Source organism: Devosia sp. GW821-FHT12F11 (genome assembly GCF_058806655.1).
The window spans coordinates 237412-262013 of sequence record NZ_JBXAPX010000003.1 but is presented as its reverse complement, the minus strand read 5'-3'; the positions used below and the strand labels follow the sequence as shown (position 1 = coordinate 262013).

Sequence of the window (24602 nt, the reverse complement as noted above, 5' to 3'; positions counted from 1 at the left end):
GATGTGGTGCCGCCAACGGTGTCGCCGGTCACATTGACAGTTTTGACGACCGTGTTGTCATAGCTGATGCCGTCAGCGGGAACGTCAGGACAGTTGACGGTAGCCGCAGGCGGCGAACACCCGGTATTCTGCGCGGTAGCCGCCGTAGTGGTGCCCAGCGACAGCAGTCCAGAGACGAAAAGCAGGGCCAGAGTTACCCCTGCAATTCTCCAAACCCGGTCGGGCAGTATCCGTGCAGTCAGCATCCGAGCGCCCACCCAATATCCGTTACCGGTAGGTTAAGGGGTCGTTTTGCCAGACGATATCCACATTTCAGCCGCAATGCAGAAATTGCCGCCCCAGTTGCCCGATAGCAACAGTATTTGACGTAGCAATACAGTCGTATGGCAACGTGTGCGCGTAAATGCTTATCTGTCGAAGGCGAAAATGCAGTCACTTGCCGGTATTGCTGCGTCGAATTTTGATCGGCGATGGCTCGCAGTCATCTGCGCGACATGATTCTGCGACTCACCGGCCCGCATCCTTGAAGCATTCATCTGCGGGGGGTATGCACCTGCCTGACGCCTCCAGCCTCAGGGAGCCGATATGGCCGATTTTGCGAATGCCCGCCTCAAGATGGTCGATAACCAGTTGCGCACCAGCGGCGTGACGGATCATCGGATCCTCACTGCCATGGGCGCCGTCCGGCGCGAGGCCTTCTTGCCTGCCGATCGAGAGGCGCTGGCCTATGCCGATGTGTCGCATGCTCTGGGGGGCGGCCGCTATCTTGGTGCGCCCGCGCCCTTCGGCAAGCTGCTGCAGCTCGCCGAGATCGCCGCGACCGATCGCGTGCTCGATGTCGGTGCGGGCACCGGCTACTCAACCGCCGTACTGGCGCTGCTGGGCGCCTCGGTCACCGGTCTTGAGATGGACGCGGCGCTCGCCGGCCAGGCCACGGCCAACCTCGCGGCGGCCGACGTGGCCAATGCCGAGATTGCCGTCGGCAGTTTCGACGGGACGGGGCTGCCGCATGACCATTTCGACGTGATCGTCGTCGAGGGGACAGTCGCCGCCGAGCCGACGCCGCTGTTCCACCTGCTACGCGAGGGCGGGCGTCTGGTGGTGCTGATCGCCAATGGTGGCCCGGCCGTCGCACATATCTTCGTCAAATCCGGCGGCGAGGTTGCCGGCCGCAGCGAGTTCAACACCTCTTTGCCGCCCTTGGCCGAAGTGCCACGGGTAGAGGCCTTCGTGTTCTGAACGGGCGTATTTTCTAACTGACCCGCGGTTCGGCAGTGTTGCCGGCTAATCACGGGACCAAACATTTCCAAGGTTAAAACCTCGCAACACTTGAGTTGCGAGGTTGTGCGTCCCATGTGCCCGACGTAACGTCGGAAGGCTGTCGGAGGTTTTGACTATGCGTTTCCTGGGGGCAATGCGGGCGGGCGCCCTTGCCGTTTCACTGAGCATGCTGCCGGCGACGGTGCATGCGGAGAGTCTGAGGGCGGCGCTCGAGAGCGCGTATCAGAACAATCCCAACATCATGTCGGCGCTGCTCAACGTGAAAGCGACGGCCGAAAACATCGCGCTGGCGAAATCCGGCAAGCTGCCCTCGCTTGGCGTGTCGAGCAGCATCGGCGGCTCCTGGGAGCAGCCGCAGGGCGGGGAGTTCAACACCGCCGCCAGTTTCTCCACCGGCCTCAACTACAGCCAGACGCTGTTCGACAATTACAAGACCGATGCCGAGATCGAGCAGGCCCGCGCCGGCACCGAAGTCGCCAAATACGCGCTGCGCAACGCCGAGCAGAACGTGCTGCTGGCGGTGGTGCAGGCCTACTACGCGGTGATCCGCGATACCCAGCTGGTGCAGCTGCGCTCCGACAACATGGCGTTCTTCGATGCCCAGGTGAGCTCCTCGGAAGATCGCCTGCGCCTCGGTGAAGGCACCAAGATCGACGTGTCGCAGGCCAAGACCCGACAGGTTGCCGCCGTAGCGCTCTACCGTTCGGCCATCGCCTCGCTGCAGACCAGCCAGGCGAGCTACGAGCGCTGGGTCGGCCACAAGCCCAAGAACCTCACCTCCGACTTCAACTTCGGCAAGTCGCTGCCCACGTCGATTGACGGTGCCATCGCCTCGGCGCAGGAACGTCACCCGGCGCTGCTGTCCGCCCGTGCGGCCATCCGCGTGGCGCAGGCCGGATCGGACGCAGCCAGCGCCTCGTTCGGCCCGACCCTCAGCCTGATCGGCGCGATCGATGCGACCACCAGCTATTCCAGCAAGCTCGGCGGCACCAGCAGTGCGCTGGGCGGTTCGGCCAAACTGTCGCTGTCGATCCCGATCTATTCGGGCGGCGCGCTGTCGGCGAGCCTGCGCAAGGCCAACATCCAGCAGATCCAGAGCGAGGTCGACGCGCTGTCGGCTCGCGACGAGATCAAGGAGTCGGTGATCTCCGCCTGGTCGACGCTGCAGAACTCCACCTCGCAGATCGACTCGGCCCAGGCCGCGGTCAGCTCCAGCCAGTTGGTCGTTGATGGCACCATCCAGGAGCGCGACGTCGGCCAGAAGACCACGCTCGACGTGCTCAACGCCCAGGCCGAACTGACCTCGGCGCGCGAGCAGTTGATTACTGCGCGTTCGACCAAGATGATCGCCGCGTTCTCGTTGCTCGCCGCTTCCGGCAAGCTGTCGCCCGAAGTGCTCGGCCTTCGCGTCGCGATGCACTCGGCTGACGGCTATATCGCCAATGTCGAGGATGTGTGGGCTGAGCTCCGCGCCCTCAGCGACGACTGATCGCTGCGGCCCGCCCTTGGTCCGCATGGACCGGGATGTGGCCGAGGCATACCCTCAGAATCAGGCCGCGATGCGCAGTCAGCATCGCGGCCTTTTTGATGCGACCGCGAGGGGCGGTCCGCAGTTTGGGGGAAACTATGAAAGCACTACCGTTCTGGTTCATTGCCGTCGGCGCGATCCTGGCGCTCCTGGGTATGGCATGGGGCATCCAGATGGCCATCACGCAGGATCACACGCTGTCGCCGGGCCATGCGCACAACAACCTCATCGGCTTCGTCACGATGGTGATCTACGGCGTCTACTACAAGCTGGTGCCGGCTGCCGCGCAGACGCGGCTTGCGCTGGTGCACTTCTGGGTGGCGTTGCTCGGCGCCCTGACCATCGGCATCGGCGTCGCCATGGCAACGTCGGGGCAGGGCGAATGGTTGGCACAGATCGCTTCGATTGCCACGATCATCGGCATGGCTATCTTTGTCTACACCATCTTCCGCAATCGGGCGGCGCTCGCCTGACGCTCCGGGTCAAGCGCTACGCGACTGTCTTCCCCCGGAAATCCCTGGGGGAAGACGCTACGGCTGGTGTGCCACCGATTCACAAAGCGCCATTGCTTGCACTAAATTGGATGCAGTTGATTCGGTCATGTCGCCGAATCCGCCCAAAGTGCGGCCGCGTATCTGGCGGGTAATGTGAGGCAGTTATGAACAAGCCGGCGCCCAAAGAGCCCTCGATGGACGAGATTCTGTCGTCGATCCGGCAGATCATCGCCGATGACGATGCCGGGGCGGCGCCCAAGAAGCCGGTAATGCCGGCGCCCGCGCCGGCTCGCAGCTTCGTGCCGCAACCGGCTCCACGTCCCGTCGAGCCGGAACCCGAGCCGCTGGCGCTGTCGTCCGAACAGATCCTGCGCGATACCGCGGCCGAGGATGGTGCCAAGCCTGGCCTCAGCTTCTCCGAACTGCTGGGCGGGGGCGCGCCCGAACTGGACGCGACGCTGATCGACCCCGACGACATCTCGTTCGAACAGGAAGACGAGCCGGCTCCGGCTCCGGCTCCGGCGCCGGTGTTCGCCCCGCCGCCGCGTGCCGCCGCTCCCGCCTACGAGCGCCCGGCGCCGCGTCCGGCGGCATCGGTTGCCGCCGCCGCGCCGATGCCGGATCCATCACTCTCCGCTGATCTCGCCGAGGAACTGCTCGAGCCGACCACCCAGTCCGCGGTGAAGAGCACCTTTGCGCGACTTTCCGGGCTTTCCACCGTCACCAGCGGCGTCACTATCGAAGACATGATGCGCGAGATGCTGCGCCCGATGCTGAAGGAATGGCTGGACGAGAACCTGCCTTCGGTGGTGGAGCGGATGGTCGAAAAGGAAATCGCCCGGGTTTCGCGCGGCGGCAAATAGAGCTGCGTCTGGCATCGTGGCGGCCAAGGCTGCCCTCTTGCATCCACCCACCTCGCGTCACCACATGCGTTTGTGTTGACTTCCCCCTCACGCCTTTGCTTTAGACCTAGCCACTGAGTTCTGGGGCCCGCCGGCGCTTTGGTGCGCGCGGGCCGTTTGCCGTTGGAAACCACCGATGCTTGAGAAGACTTACGACCCCGCCGCCGTCGAGACCCGCATCTACGAGCAGTGGGACAAGGCCGGTACCTTCAAGGCCGGGGCAGGGGCCAAGCCCGGCGCCGAGACGTTCTCGATCGTCATTCCGCCGCCCAACGTCACCGGCTCGCTGCATATCGGGCACGCGCTCAACAACACCATCCAGGACATCCTGATCCGCTTCGAGCGCATGCGCGGCAAGGATGTGCTGTGGCAGCCGGGGACCGACCACGCCGGCATCGCCACCCAGATGATCGTGGAGCGTCAGCTGGCCGAGCGCCAGCAGCCCGGTCGTCGCGAGATGGGCCGCGAGAAGTTCCTCGAGCGCGTCTGGGAATGGAAGGCCGAATCCGGCGGCACCATCCTCAACCAGCTTCGCCGCCTCGGCGCCTCCGCCGATTGGTCCCGCGAGCGCTTCACCATGGACGAGGGGCTTTCCGAGGCCGTTCGCAAGGTGTTCGTCACGCTCTACGAAAAGGGCCTGATCTATCGCGCCAAGCGCCTGGTGAACTGGCATCCCGGTCTCGAGACCGCGATCTCCGACCTCGAGGTCGAGAACATCGAGACCAACGGCAAGATGTGGCACCTGCGCTACCCGATCGAGGGGAGCGACGAGACCATCACTGTCGCCACCACCCGTCCCGAGACCATGCTCGGCGACGTCGCGGTTGCCGTGCACCCAGAGGACGAGCGCTACAAGCACCTCATCGGCAAGCACGTCATCCTGCCGATCGTCGGTCGCCGCATCCCGATCATCGGCGACGAGTATGCCGACCCCGAGCTTGGCTCGGGCGCGGTGAAGATCACCCCGGCGCACGACTTCAACGACTTCGAAGTCGGCCAGCGCCATGGCCTCAAGCCAATCAACATCTTCACCACGACGGCGAAACTGAACAATACCGTGCCGGCGGAGTATCGCGGGCTCGACCGCTTCGACGCGCGCACCAGGATCATCGCCGAACTCGAAGCCACGGGCGTCCTCGTCTGGGTCGACGACAAGAAGATCATGGTCCCCTACGACGAGAAGTCCAAGCTGGTCGTCATCGAGCCGTTCCTCACCGACCAGTGGTTCGTGAAGGCCGACATCCTGGCCGAGCCGGCGCTCGCCTCGGTCAAAGAAGGCCGGACCAAGTTCGTCCCCAAGGCCTACGAGAACACCTATTACGCCTGGATGGAGAACATCAAACCCTGGTGCATTTCGCGCCAGCTCTGGTGGGGCCATCAGATCCCGGCCTGGTATGGCCCGCGGCTCAGCACCGATCCCGACTTCAACAACCGCGATGCCGGCCCCAAGTGCTTCGTCGCCGGCAGCGAAGCCGAGGCGATCAAGCTCGCCCAGGTCTATTACGGCAACCGCAAGATCGAGGTCTATTCGGGCGGCGTGAACGCCCCCGATTACGCCAAGGCGGTCAGCGGCTTCGACACCACGCAGCGCGATCGGCTGAATGCCGACACCTGGAACATGCGCAAGCACCGCGATCCGTTCGCCGAGCTCAGCGACAGCAAGGTGCCGCTGCATCGCGACGAGGATGTGCTCGACACTTGGTTCTCGTCGGCGTTGTGGCCGTTCTCGACCATGGGCTGGCCCAACCAGACCCCGGAGCTCAAGAAGTACTATCCGACCGATGTGCTGGTCACCGGCTTCGACATCATCTTCTTCTGGGTCGCCCGCATGATGATGATGGGGCTGGAGTTCACCGGCACCGAGCCATTCCACACCGTCTACATGCATGCACTGGTCCGCGACGAGAAGGGCCAGAAGATGAGCAAGACCAAAGGGAACGTCATCGACCCCCTGAACCTCGTCAACGAGTACGGCGCCGACGCCACGCGCTTCACCCTTGCCGCCATGGCGGCGCAGGGTCGCGACATGCGCCTCGCCATTTCCCGCGTCGAGGGTTACCGCAACTTCGTCACCAAGCTCTGGAACGCCGCGCGCTTCCTCGAGATGAACGGCTGCGCCCGCGTCGAGGCGTTCGATCCGAAAAAGAACACCCTTGCGATCAATCGCTGGATCGTCGGCTCGACCGCGCGCGCCGTGGCGACCGTCACCGCCGCGCTCGACGACTATCGCTTCAACGAAGCCGCCAACGCTGCGTATGACTTCGTCTGGGGCACCTTCTGCGATTGGTACATCGAACTGGCCAAGCCCGTCTTCACCGGCGAGGACGAAGCCGCCAAGGCCGAGACCCAGGCGACGGCGGGCTTCGCGCTCGACCAGATCCTGAAGCTCCTGCACCCGTTCATGCCCTTCGTCACCGAGGAGCTGTGGGCCGAAACCGGCAAGACCGGCCCGGCGCGCGAAAAGCTGCTGATCATTTCGGAATGGCCGGAGCTGGCCGGCCTCGAGGATCCCGAGGCGCAAGCCGAGCTCGATTGGCTGGTGTCGCTGATCTCGGGCATCCGCTCGGTCCGCCAGGAAATGAACGTCCCGGCCGGCGCCAAGGTGAAGCTGCTGGTGGTTGGGGCAGGGGAGACGACCGGCATCCGCGTCGAGGCCAACCTGTCGGCGCTGACCCGGCTGGCCCGGCTCGAGAGCGTCGACTACACCTCCGACGTGCCGCGCGATTCCGCCCAGTTGATTCTCGGCGAAGCCACCTTCGTGCTGCCGCTCGCCGGTGTCATCGATCTGGATGCTGAGCGCGGTAGGCTGAAGAAGGACATCGCCAAGGAGACGGTCGAGATCGACAAGATCGACAAGAAACTGAGCAACGAGCAGTTCCTTGCCAAGGCCGCCGAAGAGGTGATCGACGAACAGCGCAGCCGCCGCGCCGAGGCGGAAGATCGCCGTGCCCGCCTCACCGAGGCTCTGTCACGCCTGAGCTAACGGAGCGCCCATGGGCGAAACAATGCCGGCCAGCAACCAGCGCCAGCCGATCAAGGACTGGATGACCATCGTCCAGTTCGACGGCCGCGGCGGGGTGCGCAAGCTCGAGGAAGCCGAGGAGGCGACGTTCGCCACCCCGGCCAAGGGCTTTGCGCTGATCTCGGGCAACTCGCGGGCGCCCGAGTTCAAGGTCTGGCTGAAGCGCGAGCTCGGCGATTTCAACGCCGACCTCATCACCGTGCCTTCGACCCGCAGCCGCTGCACGGTGCTCGATGATCGGGCGCTGGTGGTGCTGCGTGTCGCCCGGCCCGGGGCCGACCCAGAGGATGTCGGCCGGCAACTGCTGACGTTGTGGATCGAGAAGGGGCGCGTCATCATCGCCTCCGAGCTCAACATCGTTGAGTTCCTCGGCATCACCCAATGGCAGCAGACGCACCATGCGCCGGTCTCGCCCGCCGACCTCGTCGCCCGTCTGGCGCTCCGCGCCGCAGACCGCATCGAACCGTTGATCGAGCGGATGGGCGACAACCTCGACACCATCGAGGAAACCCTGATGCTGAACCGCGCCGGCGACAGCCGATCCCGGCTGGCGCACCTGCGCCGCACGCTGATCAACATGCGCCGGCTGATCTGGCCGCAACGCGACGTGCTGACCACGCTCGAAATCGAAGACCTGAGCTTTTTCACCGCCCGCGATCGGGTCCGCCTGCGCGAGGCGGCGGCGCGCACGGCGCGGCTGGGCGATGAGATGCAGACTCTTTCCGAGCGCGCCGTGCTGGTGCACGAACAGCTGCTCGATACCCGTGCCGAGCAGATGAACCAGACCATGCTGCTGCTGGCCGCAGCGACCGTGGTGCTGATGCCGCTCACAGTGATCAGTGGCATCCTCGGCATGAACGTCGAGGGCATCCCGTTCCACGACAGCCCCCACGCCTTCTGGATCGTCACCGGCTTCCTCTGCGTCCTCGGTGTCGCCATCTACCTCTTCATGCGCAAGAAGAAATGGATGTAGGCCCCTAAGGGGACTCACCTTTCCCCCCGGGGCTGACCGCATGCCTTCGGTGCGGCGATAATGACAGCGACCTGTTGTTCGGCGCGTGACGCGGCAGCAGCCATTGCCTAAACTCCGCTGCACTTTTGCAAGGATTCACCGGTCCCGTGCTCAACCGGCTCTACATCGTCGTCGGCGTCATCGCGATCCTGCTGCTCGCCGCGGCCTTTGTCGTGCCCAGTTTCATCCCATGGGGACAGTATCGCGACCGCCTCGCTGCTATCGCCGGCGAGGTGCTCGGTACGCCCGTGCGCATCGAAGGCGACGTGGCGTTCTCGCTGCTGCCGCAGCCGAAGCTCACCTTCTCCAATGTCAGCGCCGGACCGCCGGAGAAGCCGAGCCTGACGGTCGAGCGGGTCGAGGCGGATTTCTCGCTGATCGATTTCCTGCGCGACCGTTACAACGTCACCGAGCTGCAGCTCGACGGGCCGACCGTGTCGGTCGACGTTGCCGCCGATGGCTCGGTGGACGCGGGCATCGCGCTCGCCCGGGCGGTAAGCAGCAATATTTCCGTCGCCAATGCCGTGGTCAGCGGTGGAACCGTCAAGCTCCACGATGCGCGGGCCGGCGAGACCTACATCGCTTCGAACGTCGCTGGCGACCTGAAGCTCGAGGCGCTGCGTGGGCCGTTCTCGTTCCAGGGCACCGGCAATGTCGATGGCGCCGTCTATGCGCTGCGCGTCACCACTGGCCAGCTCGACGCCGAGGGCGGCGGCTCGCTCGCCATGACCCTGAGGCCGGCCGACGAACGCTTCACTCTTTCTGCCGAGGGGTTTCTGACGCCGGGGCTGACACCCGGCTTCACCGGTACCATGACCTACCGCCAGCCGCCGTCGAGGCCGGCCAAGGAGGGGGTAGAGGATGCGGGGCAGGGCGCCCTGGTGATGACCAGCAAGGTCGAAGCCAGCCCCAGCAGGGTGCTGCTCTCCGACTATGTGGTGATCCCCGATGAGAACCGCGCCGCGACGCGCCTGCTCGGCGCGGCGGATGTGACGCTCGGCGCCGACATGGCCTTCAACGCGGTGATCTCGGGTGGCCTGCTGGCGCTGCCGCCGCGCGACGCCACGGCCGAGCAGGCGGTCGAGCCCTATGAGCTGGTCCGGCTGCTGCGCGAACTGCCGCTCCCCGCTGCCCCCGGCATCCCGGGCACCATCGGCCTCGATGTGTCCGAGGTTAACCTCAGGGCATTCTCGCTCCGCAACGTCCGGCTGGATGCGACCGCCCATGCGGGCGGCTGGACGGTGCGCGGGCTGACGGGGATCCTGCCGGGCGACACGCGCGTATCGCTGAGCGGTGAAGTCACCACCGAGACCGGCCGCCCGGAGTTCTCCGGCACGTTGTCGCTCAAGTCGCAGCGGCTTGACGCGCTGACCACGCTGTGGCGGAAGCCGGCTGACGGCAACCCGTTGTTCGGCATGCCGGGCGCGATCGACGCGCGCGTCGACCTGGTCGGCGAGACGCTGTCGGTCAGCGATGGGCGGGTCGAACTCGACGGCGAGGCGCGATCCTTTTCGGCGCAGCTCGGGCTGGGCGCCATTCCGGACCTCCACGTCACCGCCGATATGGGCCAGCTCGATGCGGCGCGCAGTGCCGCGCTGTTCGCCTTGCTGCCCGACCTCAGTGCCGATGCGGCATTCCCGGCGACGTTCCCGAAGGGCGAGTTCGAACTGGTCGCCGACAGCATGACGCTGGGCGGCCTCAACGGTCGGGCGCTCTCCACTCATGGTTCGTGGGACGGCGGCGTGCTGGTGGTGGACGACATCTCCGCCGGCGATCTCGGCGGCGCCAGGTTCAAGGCCTCGCTCACCGCCTTCGGCTCGATCACCAAGCCGGAGCTCTCCGGCTCAGGCACGCTTACCGTCGCCTCGGCCGACGCCCCGGCGCTGGCGAGCTTCTACAAGGCGATCGGCGCATCGCCGGCCATCGAGCGTTTTCTCACCCCGTCACTGCCCGCCGACCTGGCGCTGCGCCTTGACGCGCCGAGCGGCGACGGGGCGCAGAGCCTCGCGGTCTCTGGACGGCTGGGGACCGCCGAAGTCGCCGCCGACGCCGAATTGCAGGCCGGCTTCCTGCGGGCGCTATCGGGGCCGGTGAAGGTCCGGCTCGACATGAAGTCGGCGGACGCCGCGGCGATGACCGCGCAACTGGGGCTTGGCGAGGTCAGCTTGTTCGCCGAGGGTGAGCCGGTGCATCTGGTGGGCGTCGTCGATGGCAACATTGCCAACAGCCTCGAGACCACCGTGCTGGTTGAAGGCGGCGGCGACTCGCTGGGCTTTTCCGGCAACCTGGTGGTGACCGATCCGGTGGCCTATAGCGGCAAGGGGACCATCAAGGCGGCACTTGCCGATCCCAGCGCCTTTGCGGACTGGCTGGGCGCAGGCGGCGTCTCGTTGCCGGCCATAGCGGCTTCCGCCCGGGTCGATTTCACCGGCTTCTCGGACGTCCAGCTCTCGGACATCGCCGGCACTTCCGGGAAGGAGAGCTTTACCGGCAACCTGAAACTGGCGAACCGCGGCGCCACCCGGGCGGTCAGCGGCAGTATTGCTGCGGGACAGCTGGATATGCGCGGGCTGCTGCAAACCCTCGTGGGGCCGGCCTCGCAGCTGTCGGGGGGCGGCCTGTGGCCCGATGGTCCCCTCGCCACGGGCGACGGTGCGCGCACCACCACCGGCCGCGTTTCCATTACCGCTCCGGCGCTGGAGGTGGCTGGCAAGTCACTGGTCACCGACCTGGCGTTCGATCTCGACTGGGATGCCACCACCACGCGGCTTCGCAATGTCACCGGCAAGCTTGGCAACGGCTCGGTCGGCCTCGAGCTCGCCGTCTGCTGCTCGGGTCCGCTGACCGACAAGCAGGTCACCGGACGTATCTCGCTGATCGGGGTCGCGCTCGACGACGTCGCGCCGCCACCGGTCGCCGACGCGCTCGATGGCACACTCGACGCCTCTGGCCGGTTCGACGGCACCGGCGGCTCAGTCGCGGGCATTCTCGGCGCGTTGACCGGTGACGGCACCTACACGGTGAGCGGGCTGCGGATCGAGCGGCTCGATCCGCAAGCGCTGAGCCAGGTGGCCAACGCCGAAAAAGTCCTCGAGATGCAGCCCGAGGAATTGAGCGCACTGATCGAGGATCGCCTCGATGACGGGCCGTTCCTCGCGCCGCAGGTGACCGGCAGCTTCAATATTGCGGGCGGCGTGCTGCGCAGCCCCAACCTGTCGATCGAAGGGGATGGCGGGCAGTTGTTCGGCAGCGGCTCGATCCGCCTCAGCGATCTCGGACTGGCCGGCGATTATACCATCGCGCCGACGGCGGTGACGCCGGCAGCTCTGGTTGCCACCGGCTCGGCCCGGGTTGCCGCAAGGCTCGCCGGCACCTTGCTGGCGCCCGAGCGGACCTTCGACGTCTCGGGCCTGGTCGACGCCATCATGGTCAAGGCTTACGAGGCGGAAGTGGCGCGGCTCGAAAAGCTGCGTGAAGAGGACGAGGCGCGCCGCAAGGCCGAGGAAGCCGAGAAGGCCCGGCTCGCCGCCGAAGCTGCCGCTATCCGGGCCGCCGACGAGGCTGCCACCAGGAAAGCCGCCGAAGAGGCTGCCGCCAAAAAGGCGGCGGAGGAGGCTGCCGCCAGAAAGGCCGCGGACGAGGAAGCGGCGAAGAAGGCAAACGACGAGGAAGAGCTGCGCAAGGCGCTCGAAGAGTTCAACCGGCCGATGGATATCGGGCTGGGAAACTAGAGCATTTCACCGCTTCGTTGAAGCGGTGAAGCGCTCCAAGTCTTTGATTTGGTCGCGCTTTCGAACCGGAAAAGTCGGCAACTTCTCCTGAAAGCGCTCTAGCCGCGGTCGCGGTACCAGGCGAGTACGGCGAGCCGCACGGCCGACGAGAGGTTTGGCGCTTCGCGCTCCTGATCGATCTCGGCGATCACCGCGGCAATCGATTTGCCGTCCGCCAGCGCCATCGCTTCGAGCCCGGCCCAGAATTCCCTTTCGATGGCGATGCTGGTGCGGTGCCCGGCAATGGTCAGCGAGCGCTTCTCCACCGAACCGTCACTTCTTGCGGAAGCTGTCGAGGCTCACGACCTTTTCGCCCTGCGCTTCGGGCGCAGCAGCAGGTTTTGCCGGTGCGGCAGAATGCGGCTCCTCGGCCGTCTCGGGCTCGATTTCGGGGTCCTCGCCGGCCACCCGCTCGACGTCGAACTGCAGGCCGAACTGCACCGAAGGGTCGAAGAAGCCCTTGATGGCGGAGAAAGGAATGGCCAGCAGCTCCGGGCGGCCGTCGAACGAGAGTTCGACCTCGAAACCGGTCTCGGTGACCCTGAGCGCACCGAACTGGTTCTGCAGCACGATGGTCATTTCCTTGTCGTACTGCTCGAGCAGCCGTTGGCTCATCCGAACCCCGGGCGCCTTGGTGACGAAGGAGATGAAAAAGTGGTGGTCGCCGGGCAGGCCAGTCCGCGCCACTTCGGACAGCACCTTGCGCACAACGCCGCGCAGCGCTTCCTGGGCCAGAATATCGTAGCGGATCAGGTCTTCAGCCATATCGTCCTTGCGTTCGGGGGAATCCCCGTAAGCGTCCATATCACCGCTGCGAGACGCACAATTCAAGGCAAAACCGAAACGGCCGCCCGTGATATGAGGACGCTGCAGGCATATGGGAGAATGAGGGAAGTGCAGGCTTCTGTTGCCAGGTGCCTGCGAACCCCGCCTGTCGGCCTGCTAGGACCGGAGGACTTTTAGTTCAGGTGCCGGCGCCGCATTAAGCAGCGATAGCAACCTTAGCATAGTTGTCGTTGGCAACTATTAGGATGGCCCGATATCGGTGGTACCATGCCGAGCAAAAGTCTAACCTTTACGCCCTTGTCGATCCTGTTTCGTCCCCATGAGCCCGCCACGACGGGGAGTTCTGGTGGAGACGCCGGGCACTGCCCCCGGGTCCAATGGGTTTATTACGCTAGCCGTTTATCGCCATAGCCGTTGCCGGCAAGCCCTATATAGGCGCGGACGGTGCGCGATGCAAACGGCCCTGTGGAAGCAAGCTGGAGCTCCTCCGAATCGCGGTAAGCTGAGTGGATGCGCCAGTACCTAGACCTTCTCCGCGACGTCCTCGACAACGGCACCGATCGGCCTGATCGCACCGGCACCGGCACCCGCTCGGTGTTCGGCCGGCAGACACGCTTCGATCTCGGCAAGGGTTTTCCGTTGCTGACCACCAAGAAGCTGCACATCAAATCGATCGTCTACGAACTGCTCTGGTTCCTGCGCGGCGAGACCAATGTGCGGTGGCTGCAGGAGCGTGGCGTCAGGATCTGGAACGAGTGGGCCGATGAGAATGGCGATCTCGGGCCGGTCTACGGCTCGCAGTGGCGCAGCTGGCCGGACGGGCGCGGCGGCACCATCGACCAGATCGCCAATGTGGTGAATTCGATCAAGAGCAAGCCGGATTCGCGCCGGCACATCGTCACGGCCTGGAACCCGGCCGAAGTCGACGACATGGCGCTGCCCCCCTGCCACTGCCTGTTCCAGTTCTATGTCGCCGACGGCAAACTCAGCTGCCAGCTCTATCAGCGCTCCGCCGACCTGTTCCTCGGCGTGCCGTTCAACATCGCGTCCTATGCGCTTTTGACCGAGATGATGGCGCAGGTAACCGGGCTGCAGCCGGGAGAGTTCGTGCATTCGTTCGGCGACGTGCACCTTTACCACAACCATTTCGAGCAGGTTCGTCTGCAGCTAAGCCGCGAGCCGCGCCCGCTGCCGCGGCTGACCATCAACCCGGACAAGCGCGACATCTTCGATTTCGAGTTCGAGGATTTCATGATCACCGGCTATGATGCGCACCCGTCCATCAAGGCCGAGATCGCCGTATGAGGATCCTGTCGACTGCCTTCATGTGCGCCGCCCTGGCCGCGACGCCGACGCTCGCCAATGACACCATGTCGACGCTGGGCGCTGGCGGGTTGGTGTTTGTCCAGACCGACGACGTGAAGATGCTGAGCGAGGATCTCTACGTGTCGCCCGAGCAGGTTCGGGTGAAGTACGAGTTCCGCAACGAGGGGAGCGAAGACACCGACGCGCTGGTGGCCTTCCCGATGCCCGACATCACCGGGGACGGCGACTTCATGGTGGCGATCCCCACCGAGGACCCGGAGAACATCTTCGGCTTCGAGACGCTGGTGAATGGCCAACCGGTTTCGGCCGAGCTGCACCAGTATGTGTTCGCCACCAATATCGACTACACGCAGTACCTGACCGATCTCGGCCTGCCGCTGACGCCTTACGGCGACGCGACGGTGAAGGCGATCAACGCCCTCGATGAGGCCACCAAGAAGGAGTTGCTGCACCGCGCCCTGGTGATCCCGATGGAGTTCGACCAGGGGCAGGGGATGCATACCGAATACTGGCCGGTATGGACGCTGCGCTCCACCTATAGCTGGGAGGCGCATTTTCCGGCCGGTGAGACCGTGACGGTGGAGCATCAGTACAAGCCGAGCGTCGGCGGCACCGTGGCGGTGACGTTCCTGTCGCCGCCCTACGAGGGCTACGATCCGGCGACCGAGTACAAGCGCCAGTACTGTACCGACGACAGCTTCATCAACACCGTCAAGAAGACGCTTCCGAACCCCGACGAGCCCTACGGCGCGCCGTTCACCGAGAGCTGGGTCAGCTATATCTGGTCGACCGGCGCCAACTGGGCCGGTCCAGTCGGCAAGTTCCACCTGACCATCGACAAGGTGCTGCCGCAGAACCTCGTGTCGTTCTGCTGGGACGGCGAGATCAAGAAGACCGGCCCGACCACCTTCGAGATGGAGGCCGTGGATTGGTGGCCGCCCTACAACCGGGAGCTCGAGGTGCTGATCCTCAACCGGCAGAACCCCGAACCCAACGTCGGCTGATGGCGACGATCGCCGAACTGACCGAGCGGGTGGAGCAGGTTTCCGCCATCTACGCTGAGCGTTGCGGCATCCGGCGCGATGCAGATTGGTATGCGCTGAAGCTGCAGGAGGAGGCCGGCGAACTGGTCGCCGAGCATCTGCGCAGTACTGGCCGTGGACGTGTCGGCGAACGCTCGGAAGCTGCCATCCGTGAAGCGCTTGAGGACGAGGCGGCTGATCTGCTGGCTCAGCTGCTGCTGTTCTGCCGGCACAATCAGATCGACGTCGAGGTCGCGCTCGAGCGCAAGTGGTTCGCACACCTCAAGCGTCTGGATATCGCCCAATGAGTCTCGTTATCCGCAGCGCGGCGCCAGCTGACGCTGCGCTGATCATCCGCTTCATCGCGGCGCTGGCCGCGTACGAGAAGCTGTCGCACGAGGCCAAGGCTACCGAGGCCGACATCCTGCGCGACCTGTTTGGCGCCGACCCCAAGGTGTTCTGCGAGATCGCCGAGTGGAAGGGCAAGCCGGTCGGCTTCACGCTCTGGTTCTACACTTACTCGACCTTCCAGGGGCGCCACGGTATCTGGCTCGAGGATCTCTATGTCTACCCCGAGGCGCGCGGTTTGGGCGTCGGCAAGGCCTTGCTGGTCAACCTGGCGCAGCGCTGCGTGCGCGAGGGGCTCGGGCGGTTCGAGTGGTGGGTGCTCGACTGGAACGAACCGTCGATCCAGTTCTACAAGTCGCAAGGCGGCGTCATGCAGGATGAGTGGACCAAGGTTCGCGTCGACGGTGAAGCTCTGGCGCGGCTCGGTGCGCTGTGACCGTCCCGGTGGCGATGATCGCAGCGGTCGGCGACAACGGCATTATCGGCTCGGATGGCGCGATCCCCTGGCGGTTGCCGACCGATTTCGCCCATTTCAAGCGCACCACCATGGGCAAGCCCCTGATCATGGGGCGCAGAACCTTCGAGAGCATCGGCAAGCCGCTGCCGGGCCGCACCAACATCGTGGTGACACGGCAGTCCGGCTATCAGCCGGATGGCGTGCTGGTGTTCCACAGTCTTGCCGGGGCCCTCGATCAGGCGCAGCAGATCGCCGCCGCCGATGGTGTTGATGAAGTCATGATCGGCGGCGGTGGCGAAATCTATCGTGAGGCGATGCCGTTGGCGGAGCGACTTTACGTCACACATGTGGCGGTGTCGCCCTCCGGCGATGCTCGCTTTCCACTGATCGATCCCAAGCAATGGGAAGTAGAAGCGGAGCCTGAACTGTTGCGCACAGAACGGGATAGCGCCGACTTCACGGTAAAAGTCTATCGTCGACGTGAACCCCCCGCACGTTGATCGCAGGGGAGCGCTTGCCTATATAGGGCGGCAATCGATAATCCGGCTGAAAGGTGGCGTATGCCCTGGGACAACAATACGGGCGGGGGAGGCCGCAACTCCAACAACGGCGGACCCTGGGGTCAGACGCCGGGTGGTGGTGGTAGCGGTGGTGGCGGCGGTGGCCGCCGGGGCGGTGGTACGCCCAACCTCGAAGAACTTCTGTCCCGCGGTCGCGACCGTTTTCAGGGTGGGATCCCCGGTGGGCGCTGGACCATCATCGGTGTCGTCCTGGCGCTCGGCGCGTTCTGGGTGGCCAACTCGGTGTTCACCGTCCAGGAACAGGAATGGGCGGTAAAGCTCCGCTTCGGCCAGCCGCTGGAAAGCGTTCCGGCGGGCCTGCATTTCGCGCTGTGGCCGATCGAGACCGTCGAGCGGGCGCCGCGTACGGAAAACCGCACCGAGATCGGCTCTGTCGGCTCAACCCGCACCCAGTCCGACGAAGGGCTGATGCTCTCGGGCGACCAGAACATCGTCGACGTGAAGTTCTCGGTGCTGTGGTCGGTGACCGACCCGGTGGCCTACCTGTTCAACGTCCGCGATCCGGACGACATGGTGCGCTCGATCGGCGAAAGCGCCATGCGCGAAATCGTCGGCCGCCGTCCGGCACAGGACGTGTTCCGCGACGATCGCGCCGGCATCCAGAACGACGTGCGCGGCATCGTGCAGTCGATCGTCCAGAGCTACAGCATGGGCGTGACGGTGTCGCAGATCGCCATCGAGCAGGCAGCCCCGCCGACTGAAGTGGCCGACGCCTTCAACGAAGTGCAGCGCGCCGAACAGGACGAAGACCGTTTCCAGGAAGAAGCGCGGCAATACGCTAACACGCTGCTGGGTGACGCTCGAGGCCAGGCCGCACAGGTCCGCGAAGATGCGGCCGCCTACAAGAACCGTGTCGTGCAGGAAGCAGAAGGTGAGGCGGCTCGCTTCCTTTCCATCTACGCCGAGTACGCCAAGGCCCCCGAAGTGACGCGCAAGCGTCTGTTCCTCGAGACCATGGAGCAGGTGCTGGGCGGTTCGGAGAAGGTGCTCGTCGACAAGAGCGCCGGATCGGGCGTTGTGCCCTACCTGCCGCTGCCGGAGATCCGGCCGAACTCGACACTCAACACCACGCCCGTCCCCGCCGACGCGACGCCGAGGTAAGCCATGAACAGACTTGTTATTCTCGGCATTGCCGTCGTCGCTCTGCTGTACATTTTCGTGTCTTCGATCTTCGTGGTCAACGAGCGCGAACAGGCCATCGTCATGCGCTTTGGCCAGATCACCGACGTGAAGACGGACCCGGGTCTCTATTTCAAGATCCCGACCAACTTTGTCGATACGGTGCAGATCATCGAAGACCGGCTGCTGCGCTACGACGCCGCCAACATGACGGTGCAGGTGTCGGACGGTAAGTTCTACATCGTCGACGCCTACCTCACCTACCGCATCGCCGACCCGCGGCTGTTCCGTTCCCGCGCGCAGGGCGAACTGCGCGTCGTGGAGGATCGCGTGTCGACCCGTTTCGACGCGGCGCTCCGCCAGGTCTACGGCCGTCGCGCCTTCACCGAGGCGCTGTCCGAGCAGCGCCCGGAGATGATGCGCGAGGCACGTGACCTGATCCGCCCGGACATGGCCCAACTGGGCATCGAGGTGGTTGATGTGCGTATCATCCGCACTGACCTCGATCCGAGCGTTTCGGCCGAAACCTTCAACCGCATGAAGGCCGAGCGTCTCGCCGAGGCCGCACTGCTCCGCGCCCGTGGCCAGGAAGCGGCGCAGACTGCGCGCGCCATCGCCGATCGTCAGGCCGTCGAGGTTCTCTCGGCAGCCCGCCGTGACGCGGAAATCCTGCGAGGCGAGGGCGATGCCCAGCGCTCCCAGATCTTCGCCGATGCCTATAACCGCGACACCGACTTCTTCGACTTCTACCGTTCGATGCAGTCGTATCGCGCGGCGCTCGGGCCGAACGGCACCACCATGGTGCTGTCGCCGGACTCGGAGTTCTTCCGGTTCTTCCAGAACCAGAACCCCGATAACGTGACGCCGCCGCCGGAAGCCGCGACAACGCCGATTCCGGCGACGCCGCTGGTCGAAGAGCCGCCTGTGGACTCGCCGGTCCTCAGCCAGCCCGCGGCTGAAACGACGGTTACCGCTCCCGCGGAGACCACTCCGGCGACCCCGGCTCCTGCCGAACCCGCACCGGCCGCTCCGGCGCAGTAAATGATCGAGCTCTTCTCGGCACTGGCCCTCGTGCTGGTCCTGGAAGGGCTCGTCTACGCTGCATTCCCCGAACAGATGAAGAGGGTGCTGGCGTCGATCCAATCGACGCCAGCTTCAATCATTCGTGCGGCCGCGCTGGCTTGCGCCGGGGTCGGACTTGTTCTCTTGTGGCTGCTCCGGGGCTGACTGCGACATGCGCGGCCACGGCTGAGTCGTTGCAGGAGAAGTGAATGCGTGCTGCCGGTCGGGTTTTGCGGTCTCTGGCCGTCGCGGGAGTCCTGGCCCTGTCGGTGCAGGTCGCACCGGCGGCCGCCAAGGGCCCGGAGTCAGTGGCGGCGCTCGCCGAGCAACTCTCGCCCGCAGTTGTGAACATCGGCACCTCGCGGCGTGTGCCGGGCGGTGGCGGCGTGCCGTTCCCCGACCTGCCGGATGGCTCGCCGCTCGAGGAGCTGTTCGACGAGCACAACCCGAACAACGGGTTGGGCGAAGAGCAGATGCAGGAGGCGCGCAGCCTCGGCTCTGGCTTCATCATTTCGGCCGACGGTATCGTCGTCACCAATAACCACGTCATCGAAGGCGCCGAGGAGATCGAGGTCTACCTGACCGATGGAACGCGCCTGCCGGCGACGATCGTCGGCAAGGACGACAAGACCGACCTCGCGGTGCTGAAGGTCGATGCCGGCCACGAACTGCCGTTCGTCGAGTTCGGCGACAGCGACAGGGCCGTAGTCGGCGACTGGGTGATGGCGATCGGCAATCCGTTCGGCCTCGGCGGCTCGGTGACGCTGGGCATCGTCTCGGCCCGCAACCGCGATATCCAATCCGGCCCCTATGACCAGTTCATCCAGACCGACGCCGCGATCAACCAGGGCAACTCGGGTGGCCCGCTGTTCGACATGGACGGCAAGGTCGTCGGCATCAACACCGCCATCATTGCCCGCGGCGGCTCGTCGCTCGGTATCGGCTTCGCCGTGCCGGTGAACCTGGCGCGGCCGGTGATCGACCAGCTCGCCGCGTTCGGCGAAACTCGCCGCGGCTGGCTCGGGGTCGGCATCCAGGAAGTCAGCGAGGATATCGCCAGCAGCCTCGGCCTGAAGAGCACAGCCGGGGCGCTGGTGATCGACGTCACCAAGGGCGGCCCGTCCGAAGGGCAGGTGGTCGAGGGCGACATCATTCTCGAGTTCGACAGCAAGCCGATCGCCCGCATGCGCGACCTGCCGCGGGTGGTCGCCGAGACTGAGGTCGGCAAGGCCGTCCCGGTGAAGATCCTGCGCAACGGCGCCGAGCAGACCCTCAGCATCACCCTGGGCCGCCTGGAGCTTGGCGAGCAGTTGATCGCCAAGAACAATGCTCCGGCAACGCCGGCTCCCACTCCCGCGCCAGAGCCGACCGCCACGGAGGAAGAGACGCCGCCGCTGGGATTGCCCGACCTGGTCGGCTTCGACGTGGCGCAGCTCGATGAGAACAAGCGCGCCGAGTTCGGCATTGCGCCGGAGGCGGACGGCATCGTCGTCACCAGCGTGAAGAGCGGCAGCGACGCCGATCAGAAGGGCTTCATCCCGGGCCTCCTGGTCACCGAGGTGAACCAGAAGGAGATCGGCACCGTCGATGAACTGAGCGAGCTGGTCGGGCAGGCGAAGGAAGCCGGCCGCCCGGCGGTGCTGTTCAAGGTGATCGATCCGACCGGCACCAGCCGGTTCATTGCGGTCCGGCTCGGCTAACCGATCGCCGGGTTGCTGATCCGGTACACCACGTGTGAGCGCAGCGGATGACCCGGCGCGAGCCTGGGATGCTCGAAGTCGGCGTCCGCGTCGCGAACCATGCCGATCTTCGCCATGACGCGTTGGCTGGGGAGGTTTCCCGCGAAGGTGAAGGCGACGATTTCCGGCAGCTCGAGTGTCGAGAAGCCATAGTTGAGCCAGGCCCGGGCACCCTCCGGGGCGAGGCCCTGTCCCCAGAACGCCTTGTCGAACTGCCAGCCGATCTCGACGGCCGGCTGGCCGCGAATGGCGGCGCGCGTTTCATCGGGGATGTAGCCGAGGCCGATGAGGCCGACGAACTGGCCGGTCGACTTGAGCTCGGCCGCGCCGAAATGAAAGCCTGTGACAGCCTGTTTCTCGATCGAGAACGCCAGCTGTGCCCCGGTCTGCTCAGGCGTCGCGGTCGAAGGATAGAACCGGCGGACTTCCGGATCGCCCAGAACCGCCGCCAGCGGAGCGTGGTCGCCGCTCTCCCAGGATCTGAGAACGAGTCGCTCCGTCTCCAGCCTCACCTGACGATATCCTCATCGGTGTAGCCCTGCAGGTAGAGCAGGGCGGTAAGGTCGCCGTGATCGATACGGATGCCCGCCTCGGCCGCAACATGCGGCTTTGCGTGGAGCGCCACGCCGAAGCCGGCGGCCTTGATCATGTCGAGATCGTTGGCGCCATCGCCCACCGCCATCGTTGCGCTCATCGGCAGATTGCGCTCGGCCGCCAGTGCCTCCAGGCGATGCAGCTTGGTCGATTTGTCGACGATCGGGCTCTTGACCGTACCGGTCAGCCGCTCGCCATCGAACTCGAGCACATTGGCGATCGCCTCGTCGAAACCGATCCGCTTGCCGAAATAGTCGGCAAAGAAGGTGAAGCCACCCGAAACCAGCGAGGTGTATGCGCCATAGGCTTTCATGGTGTGGATCAAGGCCCGGCCGCCCGGCGCGAGGGTAATGCGCTCGCGCCGGATCTCCTCGATGGCGGCGCGTTCAAGGCCCTTGATCAGCGCGACCCGGGTGCGCAGCGCCTGCTCGAAATCCAGCTCGCCGTTCATGGCACGCTCGGTGATGGCAGCGACTTCGGCCTTGATGCCGATCGCGTCGGCGAGTTCGTCGATGCATTCCTGCTCGATCATGGTGGAATCCATGTCGGCGACCAGCACCTGCTTGCGGCGGCCCTCCGTTGCAACCAGTGCCACGTCTACCGGCCGGCTGCCGATGACAGCGCGCGCCGCGGCCACCGGATCGGCTGCCTTGGGCGCCTCGATCTCACAGGCGATGCGCTGGTGCAGCCAGTTGATCTCACCCCTGGTCTCGTGCTGGATCGCCGCGACCAGCGCCGAGTCAATTGCGGGGTCAGCCGGATTGGCGATGAGGCAGAGTACCGTCATGTGCGTGAGAAAGGCCTGAGAAGGATGGGCAAGCGCCCGGAGAGGCGAGCGGTGTTGATAGCGGGTCCGACTGCCAGCGGCAAGTCGGCGCTGGCGCTCGACCTGGCGCGGCAGCAGGGCGGGGTGATCGTCAACACCGACGCGCTGCAGGTCTATGACGTGCTGCAACTGCTGACCGCCAGACCGTCCGAAATCGAAATGGCCGGCGTGCCGCACCGGCTCTATGGCACCGTGCATCCCTCCATCCGATTTTCGACTGGCGAATGGGCCCGGGCGGCTGCCGCGGTGATAGAATCAGACGCCGATCGGCCGCTGATCTTCGTCGGTGGCACGGGCCTCTACTTCGACGTGCTCACCACCGGCTTCGCCGACGTCCCGGAGGTGCCGGCTGAGGCACTGGCTGCTGCCACGGCCGAAGTCGAGGGGCTGGATCGGGAGGGCCGTGGCCGCCTGATTGCGGCGCGTGACCCCCTCGTCGCGGGCCGCCTCAGGGCGCCCGATCCGCAACGGGTGATCCGGGCGCTCGCCGTGCTGAATGCGACCGGCCGCTCACTCGCCAGTTATCAGGACGAAGCGCAGAAGGGACTGCTCGACGGGTTCGCGCTCGATCGCCTGGTGCTCAACCCCGACCGCGAGCTGCTGCGCCAGCGCATTGCCCGCCGCTTCGAAACCATGTTCTCGAGCGGCGCGGTCGAGGAAGTCGAAGCCCTGCTGGCGCTGGCGCTCGATCCGAACCTGCCGGCGATGAAGGCGATCGGTGTGCCGGAAATCACGGCGATGCTGGCCGGCGAGCTCGAACAGGATGAGGCGATCGAGCGCGCCGTCATCGCCACCCGGCAATACGCCAAGCGCCAACGCACCTGGTTCCGCAACCGCATGGCCGACTGGAACTGGATTGTTCCTTAGGTCACGTCGATCCGGGTGGCGCCTGTGGTGCGTTCGAGGTCGGCGGCGGTGATCTCGAACACCGAACGCGGGTCGCCGGCGGCAGCCCAGACCGTGCGGTAATTGTGCAGCGCGTCATCGAGATAGGTGGTCAGTGGGGCGGGGTGCCCGTAGGGCGACACGCCACCGATCGAAAAGCCGGTGTGGAGCTTGACGAAATCCGCATCCGGCCGCTCCAGCACCTCACCGATGCGCTGCCCGGCGCGCTTCTCATGTACCCGGTTGCTGCCCGAGACGAGCAGCAGGTAGGGCTTGCCGCTATCCCTGCCCTTGAACAGCAGCGACTTGACGATGCGCCCCACCTCGACGCCGAGTGCGTCGGCGGCCATCTGCGCGGTGGTCGCCAGTTGTTCGAGGACGATCACCTGCGCGGGCAGGGCGTGGTTGGCGAGGGCGTCGGCGACGCGTTGTTCGGCAGGTTTCAACTGGGGCATGAGCGGGGTGTCCTAGGCGGGTATGGCGAGGGTCTTCATCAAACCCAGCCGCCCGCGCATGGCGAAGCGGCTGACCAGCAATATCGCCACGAAGGCGAGGCCGGTCGCAAGGCCCAGCCAGACGCCGACACCGCGCAGGTCGAAGACGAAGCCGAGCACATAGGCAGTCGGCAGGCCGACGAACCAATAGCCGAAGATGGCGAGCAGCATCGGCGTACGGGTGTCAGAGAGGCCGCGCAGCGAATGGGCCGCGACCACCTGCGCGCCATCGACCAACTGGAAGATGCCGGCAATGCCGAGATAGGTGGCGGCGAGCATCAGCGCGCTCGCATTGGCGGGGTCGGAGCTGTCGAGGAAGATGGTGACCAGCGCATGCGGCACGACGAGGAACAGCGCCGCCGTCAGCGCCATGAAGCCGGTGCCCATGACGATCGCCGTCCAGCCGGCAAGGCGTACACCTTCGGTATCGCCCCGGCCGTAGGCGAGGCCGACGCGGACAGTGGCGGCCATGCCGAGGCCGAGCGGCACCATGAACGCGGTCGAGGCGAGCTGCAGCGCCACGGCGTGCGCGGCGGTCTCGTTGGTGCCGAGCCGGCCCATCAGGATGGCGGCAACCGAGAACAGCCCGACTTCGGCGGCGACGGTCAGTCCGATCGGCAGCCCGACCTTCAGAATTTCGCGGAAGCGCGGCCAGTCCGGTTTGAAGAAGCGCACCAGAATATGGAAGCGCTTCAGCTTCCGGTGGGTCAGCGTGTAGCCGAGCAGGGCGAAGAACATCACCACGTTGACGAGGCCCGTGGCGATTGCCGCGCCGCGCAGTTCGAGGCACGGAAAGCCGAAATGGCCGAAGATCAGCGTATAGGCGAGCAAGCCGTTGACCAGCACGCCGATGACCGTGACGACGAGGATCACCCGTGTCGCGGCGAAAGCCGAGAGGAACGAGCGCACCACCATGATGCCGAGCGCCGGGTAAAGCATCCAGAAGCCGGCAAACATGTAGCTCTCGGCCAGTGCCGTGACTTCCGGATCCTGGCCGATGGCGAGGTAGATCGGCCGGATGTTGAGGACGATCGGCACCAGCAGCGTTGCGACGAGGATCGCCACCCAGAAGCCCTGGCGGACGATGCGGCGCACCGCCTTGGTGTCGCCGCGGCCCCGGGCCTGCGCCACCAGTGGCGCGACCGCACCGACGATGCCGATGCCGGTCAACTGGAACGGCATCAGGAAGGCGCCCGCAAGCGTGCCGGCCGCCAGGTATTTCGGGCCGAGCCAGCCCATCAGCACCACGTCGGTGGTGAACAGGAGGTTCTGCGCCAGCTGGGCGACGATCAGCGGCCAGGCCAGCGCAAAGCTTGCGCGAAGCTCTGTTGCCCACCCGTGGGAAGACATGGAA

The 24602-nt window shown here is 65.6% G+C and carries 22 protein-coding genes, 1 other RNA gene and 1 pseudogene; 17 read left to right on the top strand and 7 right to left on the bottom strand.

What is annotated here, in order from left to right; genetic code table 11:
- The first annotated feature begins 585 nt into the window (after nt 1–585).
- The 7 genes from AC1ROK_RS11355 to AC1ROK_RS11325 all read left to right on the top strand — a co-directional run bounded on the left by AC1ROK_RS11355 (nt 586) and on the right by AC1ROK_RS11325 (nt 11970).
- Entirely contained in the window at nt 586–1239 is a 654-nt protein-coding gene (locus AC1ROK_RS11355; RefSeq protein ID WP_492846863.1) for a protein-L-isoaspartate O-methyltransferase family protein, read from the top strand.
- Between the two features lie 157 nt (nt 1240–1396).
- Nucleotides 1397–2770, top strand: a complete 1374-nt coding sequence (locus AC1ROK_RS11350) for a TolC family outer membrane protein (RefSeq protein WP_492846861.1) — start codon at nt 1397–1399, stop codon at nt 2768–2770.
- Between the two features lie 137 nt (nt 2771–2907).
- Nucleotides 2908–3282 (top strand): hypothetical protein, encoded by a 375-nt coding sequence (locus tag AC1ROK_RS11345; RefSeq protein ID WP_492846859.1) that lies wholly within the window; start codon nt 2908–2910, stop codon nt 3280–3282.
- 215 nt (nt 3283–3497) lie between these two features.
- Nucleotides 3498–4166, top strand: a complete 669-nt coding sequence (locus AC1ROK_RS11340) for a PopZ family protein (protein WP_492846857.1) — start codon at nt 3498–3500, stop codon at nt 4164–4166.
- A 175-nt stretch (nt 4167–4341) separates the two neighbouring features.
- Nucleotides 4342–7188, top strand: a complete 2847-nt coding sequence (locus AC1ROK_RS11335; RefSeq protein ID WP_492846855.1) for a valine--tRNA ligase — start codon at nt 4342–4344, stop codon at nt 7186–7188.
- Between the two features lie 10 nt (nt 7189–7198).
- On the top strand, nt 7199–8200 hold the full coding sequence (locus AC1ROK_RS11330) for a CorA family divalent cation transporter (protein WP_492846853.1): 1002 nt from the start codon (nt 7199–7201) through the stop codon (nt 8198–8200).
- A gap of 146 nt (nt 8201–8346) precedes the next feature.
- On the top strand, nt 8347–11970 hold the full coding sequence (locus tag AC1ROK_RS11325; RefSeq protein WP_492846851.1) for an AsmA family protein: 3624 nt from the start codon (nt 8347–8349) through the stop codon (nt 11968–11970).
- A 98-nt stretch (nt 11971–12068) separates the two neighbouring features.
- Here the strand turns inward: AC1ROK_RS11325 and AC1ROK_RS11320 are convergent, their stop codons facing one another.
- The 3 genes from AC1ROK_RS11320 to ssrA all read right to left on the bottom strand — a co-directional run bounded on the left by AC1ROK_RS11320 (nt 12069) and on the right by ssrA (nt 13256).
- Nucleotides 12069–12275, bottom strand: coding sequence for a ribbon-helix-helix domain-containing protein (locus AC1ROK_RS11320; protein ID WP_492846849.1), 207 nt, complete (start codon nt 12273–12275; stop codon nt 12069–12071).
- Nucleotides 12276–12282: 7 nt separating this feature from the next.
- The gene (locus AC1ROK_RS11315; RefSeq protein WP_492847389.1) at nt 12283–12774 is read right to left on the bottom strand and encodes an SspB family protein; all 492 of its coding nucleotides are present in this window, start codon (nt 12772–12774) and stop codon (nt 12283–12285) included.
- A gap of 128 nt (nt 12775–12902) precedes the next feature.
- Nucleotides 12903–13256: a transfer-messenger RNA gene (gene ssrA, locus AC1ROK_RS11310) on the bottom strand.
- Between the two features lie 49 nt (nt 13257–13305).
- On the opposite strand from ssrA, the gene AC1ROK_RS11305 reads away from it, so the two are divergent.
- The 9 genes from AC1ROK_RS11305 to AC1ROK_RS11265 are packed head-to-tail and all read left to right on the top strand — an operon-like array spanning nt 13306 to nt 20410.
- Nucleotides 13306–14100, top strand: coding sequence for a thymidylate synthase (locus tag AC1ROK_RS11305; protein ID WP_492846847.1), 795 nt, complete (start codon nt 13306–13308; stop codon nt 14098–14100).
- Nucleotides 14097–15125 carry a DUF4424 domain-containing protein gene (locus AC1ROK_RS11300; RefSeq protein WP_492846845.1) on the top strand — a complete coding sequence of 343 codons (1029 nt, stop codon included), beginning with the start codon at nt 14097–14099 and terminating at the stop codon, nt 15123–15125. The genes AC1ROK_RS11305 and AC1ROK_RS11300 overlap by 4 nt, the downstream gene beginning before the upstream one ends.
- Nucleotides 15125–15451, top strand: coding sequence for a nucleoside triphosphate pyrophosphohydrolase family protein (locus tag AC1ROK_RS11295; RefSeq protein ID WP_492846843.1), 327 nt, complete (start codon nt 15125–15127; stop codon nt 15449–15451). The genes AC1ROK_RS11300 and AC1ROK_RS11295 overlap by 1 nt, the downstream gene beginning before the upstream one ends.
- Complete coding sequence (locus tag AC1ROK_RS11290) at nt 15448–15927, top strand: GNAT family N-acetyltransferase (protein ID WP_492846841.1); 480 nt, start codon at nt 15448–15450, stop codon at nt 15925–15927. Before AC1ROK_RS11295 ends, AC1ROK_RS11290 begins: the two co-directional genes overlap by 4 nt.
- Nucleotides 15928–15941: 14 nt before the next feature.
- Complete coding sequence (locus AC1ROK_RS11285) at nt 15942–16448, top strand: dihydrofolate reductase (RefSeq protein WP_492847387.1); 507 nt, start codon at nt 15942–15944, stop codon at nt 16446–16448.
- 60 nt (nt 16449–16508) lie between these two features.
- Nucleotides 16509–17630 carry an FtsH protease activity modulator HflK gene (gene hflK / locus AC1ROK_RS11280; RefSeq protein WP_055878497.1) on the top strand — a complete coding sequence of 374 codons (1122 nt, stop codon included), beginning with the start codon at nt 16509–16511 and terminating at the stop codon, nt 17628–17630.
- Nucleotides 17631–17633: 3 nt separating this feature from the next.
- On the top strand, nt 17634–18689 hold the full coding sequence (hflC, locus tag AC1ROK_RS11275; RefSeq protein ID WP_492846839.1) for a protease modulator HflC: 1056 nt from the start codon (nt 17634–17636) through the stop codon (nt 18687–18689).
- Nucleotides 18690–18875 (top strand): DUF2065 domain-containing protein, encoded by a 186-nt coding sequence (locus AC1ROK_RS11270; protein WP_492846837.1) that lies wholly within the window; start codon nt 18690–18692, stop codon nt 18873–18875.
- Between the two features lie 44 nt (nt 18876–18919).
- The gene (locus AC1ROK_RS11265) at nt 18920–20410 is read left to right on the top strand and encodes a Do family serine endopeptidase (RefSeq protein ID WP_492846835.1); all 1491 of its coding nucleotides are present in this window, start codon (nt 18920–18922) and stop codon (nt 20408–20410) included.
- On the opposite strand, the gene AC1ROK_RS11260 is transcribed toward AC1ROK_RS11265, so the two are convergent.
- Together AC1ROK_RS11260 and serB are read right to left on the bottom strand one after the other, a co-directional pair.
- The gene (locus AC1ROK_RS11260; RefSeq protein ID WP_492846833.1) at nt 20407–20961 is read right to left on the bottom strand and encodes a GNAT family N-acetyltransferase; all 555 of its coding nucleotides are present in this window, start codon (nt 20959–20961) and stop codon (nt 20407–20409) included. The genes AC1ROK_RS11265 and AC1ROK_RS11260 overlap by 4 nt on opposite strands.
- Nucleotides 20958–21830 carry a phosphoserine phosphatase SerB gene (gene serB, locus AC1ROK_RS11255; protein ID WP_492846831.1) on the bottom strand — a complete coding sequence of 291 codons (873 nt, stop codon included), beginning with the start codon at nt 21828–21830 and terminating at the stop codon, nt 20958–20960. The genes AC1ROK_RS11260 and serB overlap by 4 nt, the downstream gene beginning before the upstream one ends.
- Before the next feature lie 24 nt (nt 21831–21854).
- Between serB and miaA the strand changes: the two are divergent.
- Nucleotides 21855–22652: pseudogene (miaA, locus tag AC1ROK_RS11250) on the top strand (tRNA (adenosine(37)-N6)-dimethylallyltransferase MiaA); the annotation flags it as partial.
- Between the two features lie 80 nt (nt 22653–22732).
- Here miaA and AC1ROK_RS11245 read toward each other — a convergent pair.
- Nucleotides 22733–23209, bottom strand: a complete 477-nt coding sequence (locus AC1ROK_RS11245) for a YbaK/EbsC family protein (RefSeq protein WP_492846828.1) — start codon at nt 23207–23209, stop codon at nt 22733–22735.
- A 12-nt stretch (nt 23210–23221) separates the two neighbouring features.
- Nucleotides 23222–24598, bottom strand: a complete 1377-nt coding sequence (locus AC1ROK_RS11240; protein WP_492846826.1) for an MATE family efflux transporter — start codon at nt 24596–24598, stop codon at nt 23222–23224.
- Between the last annotated feature and the right edge of the window lie 4 nt (nt 24599–24602).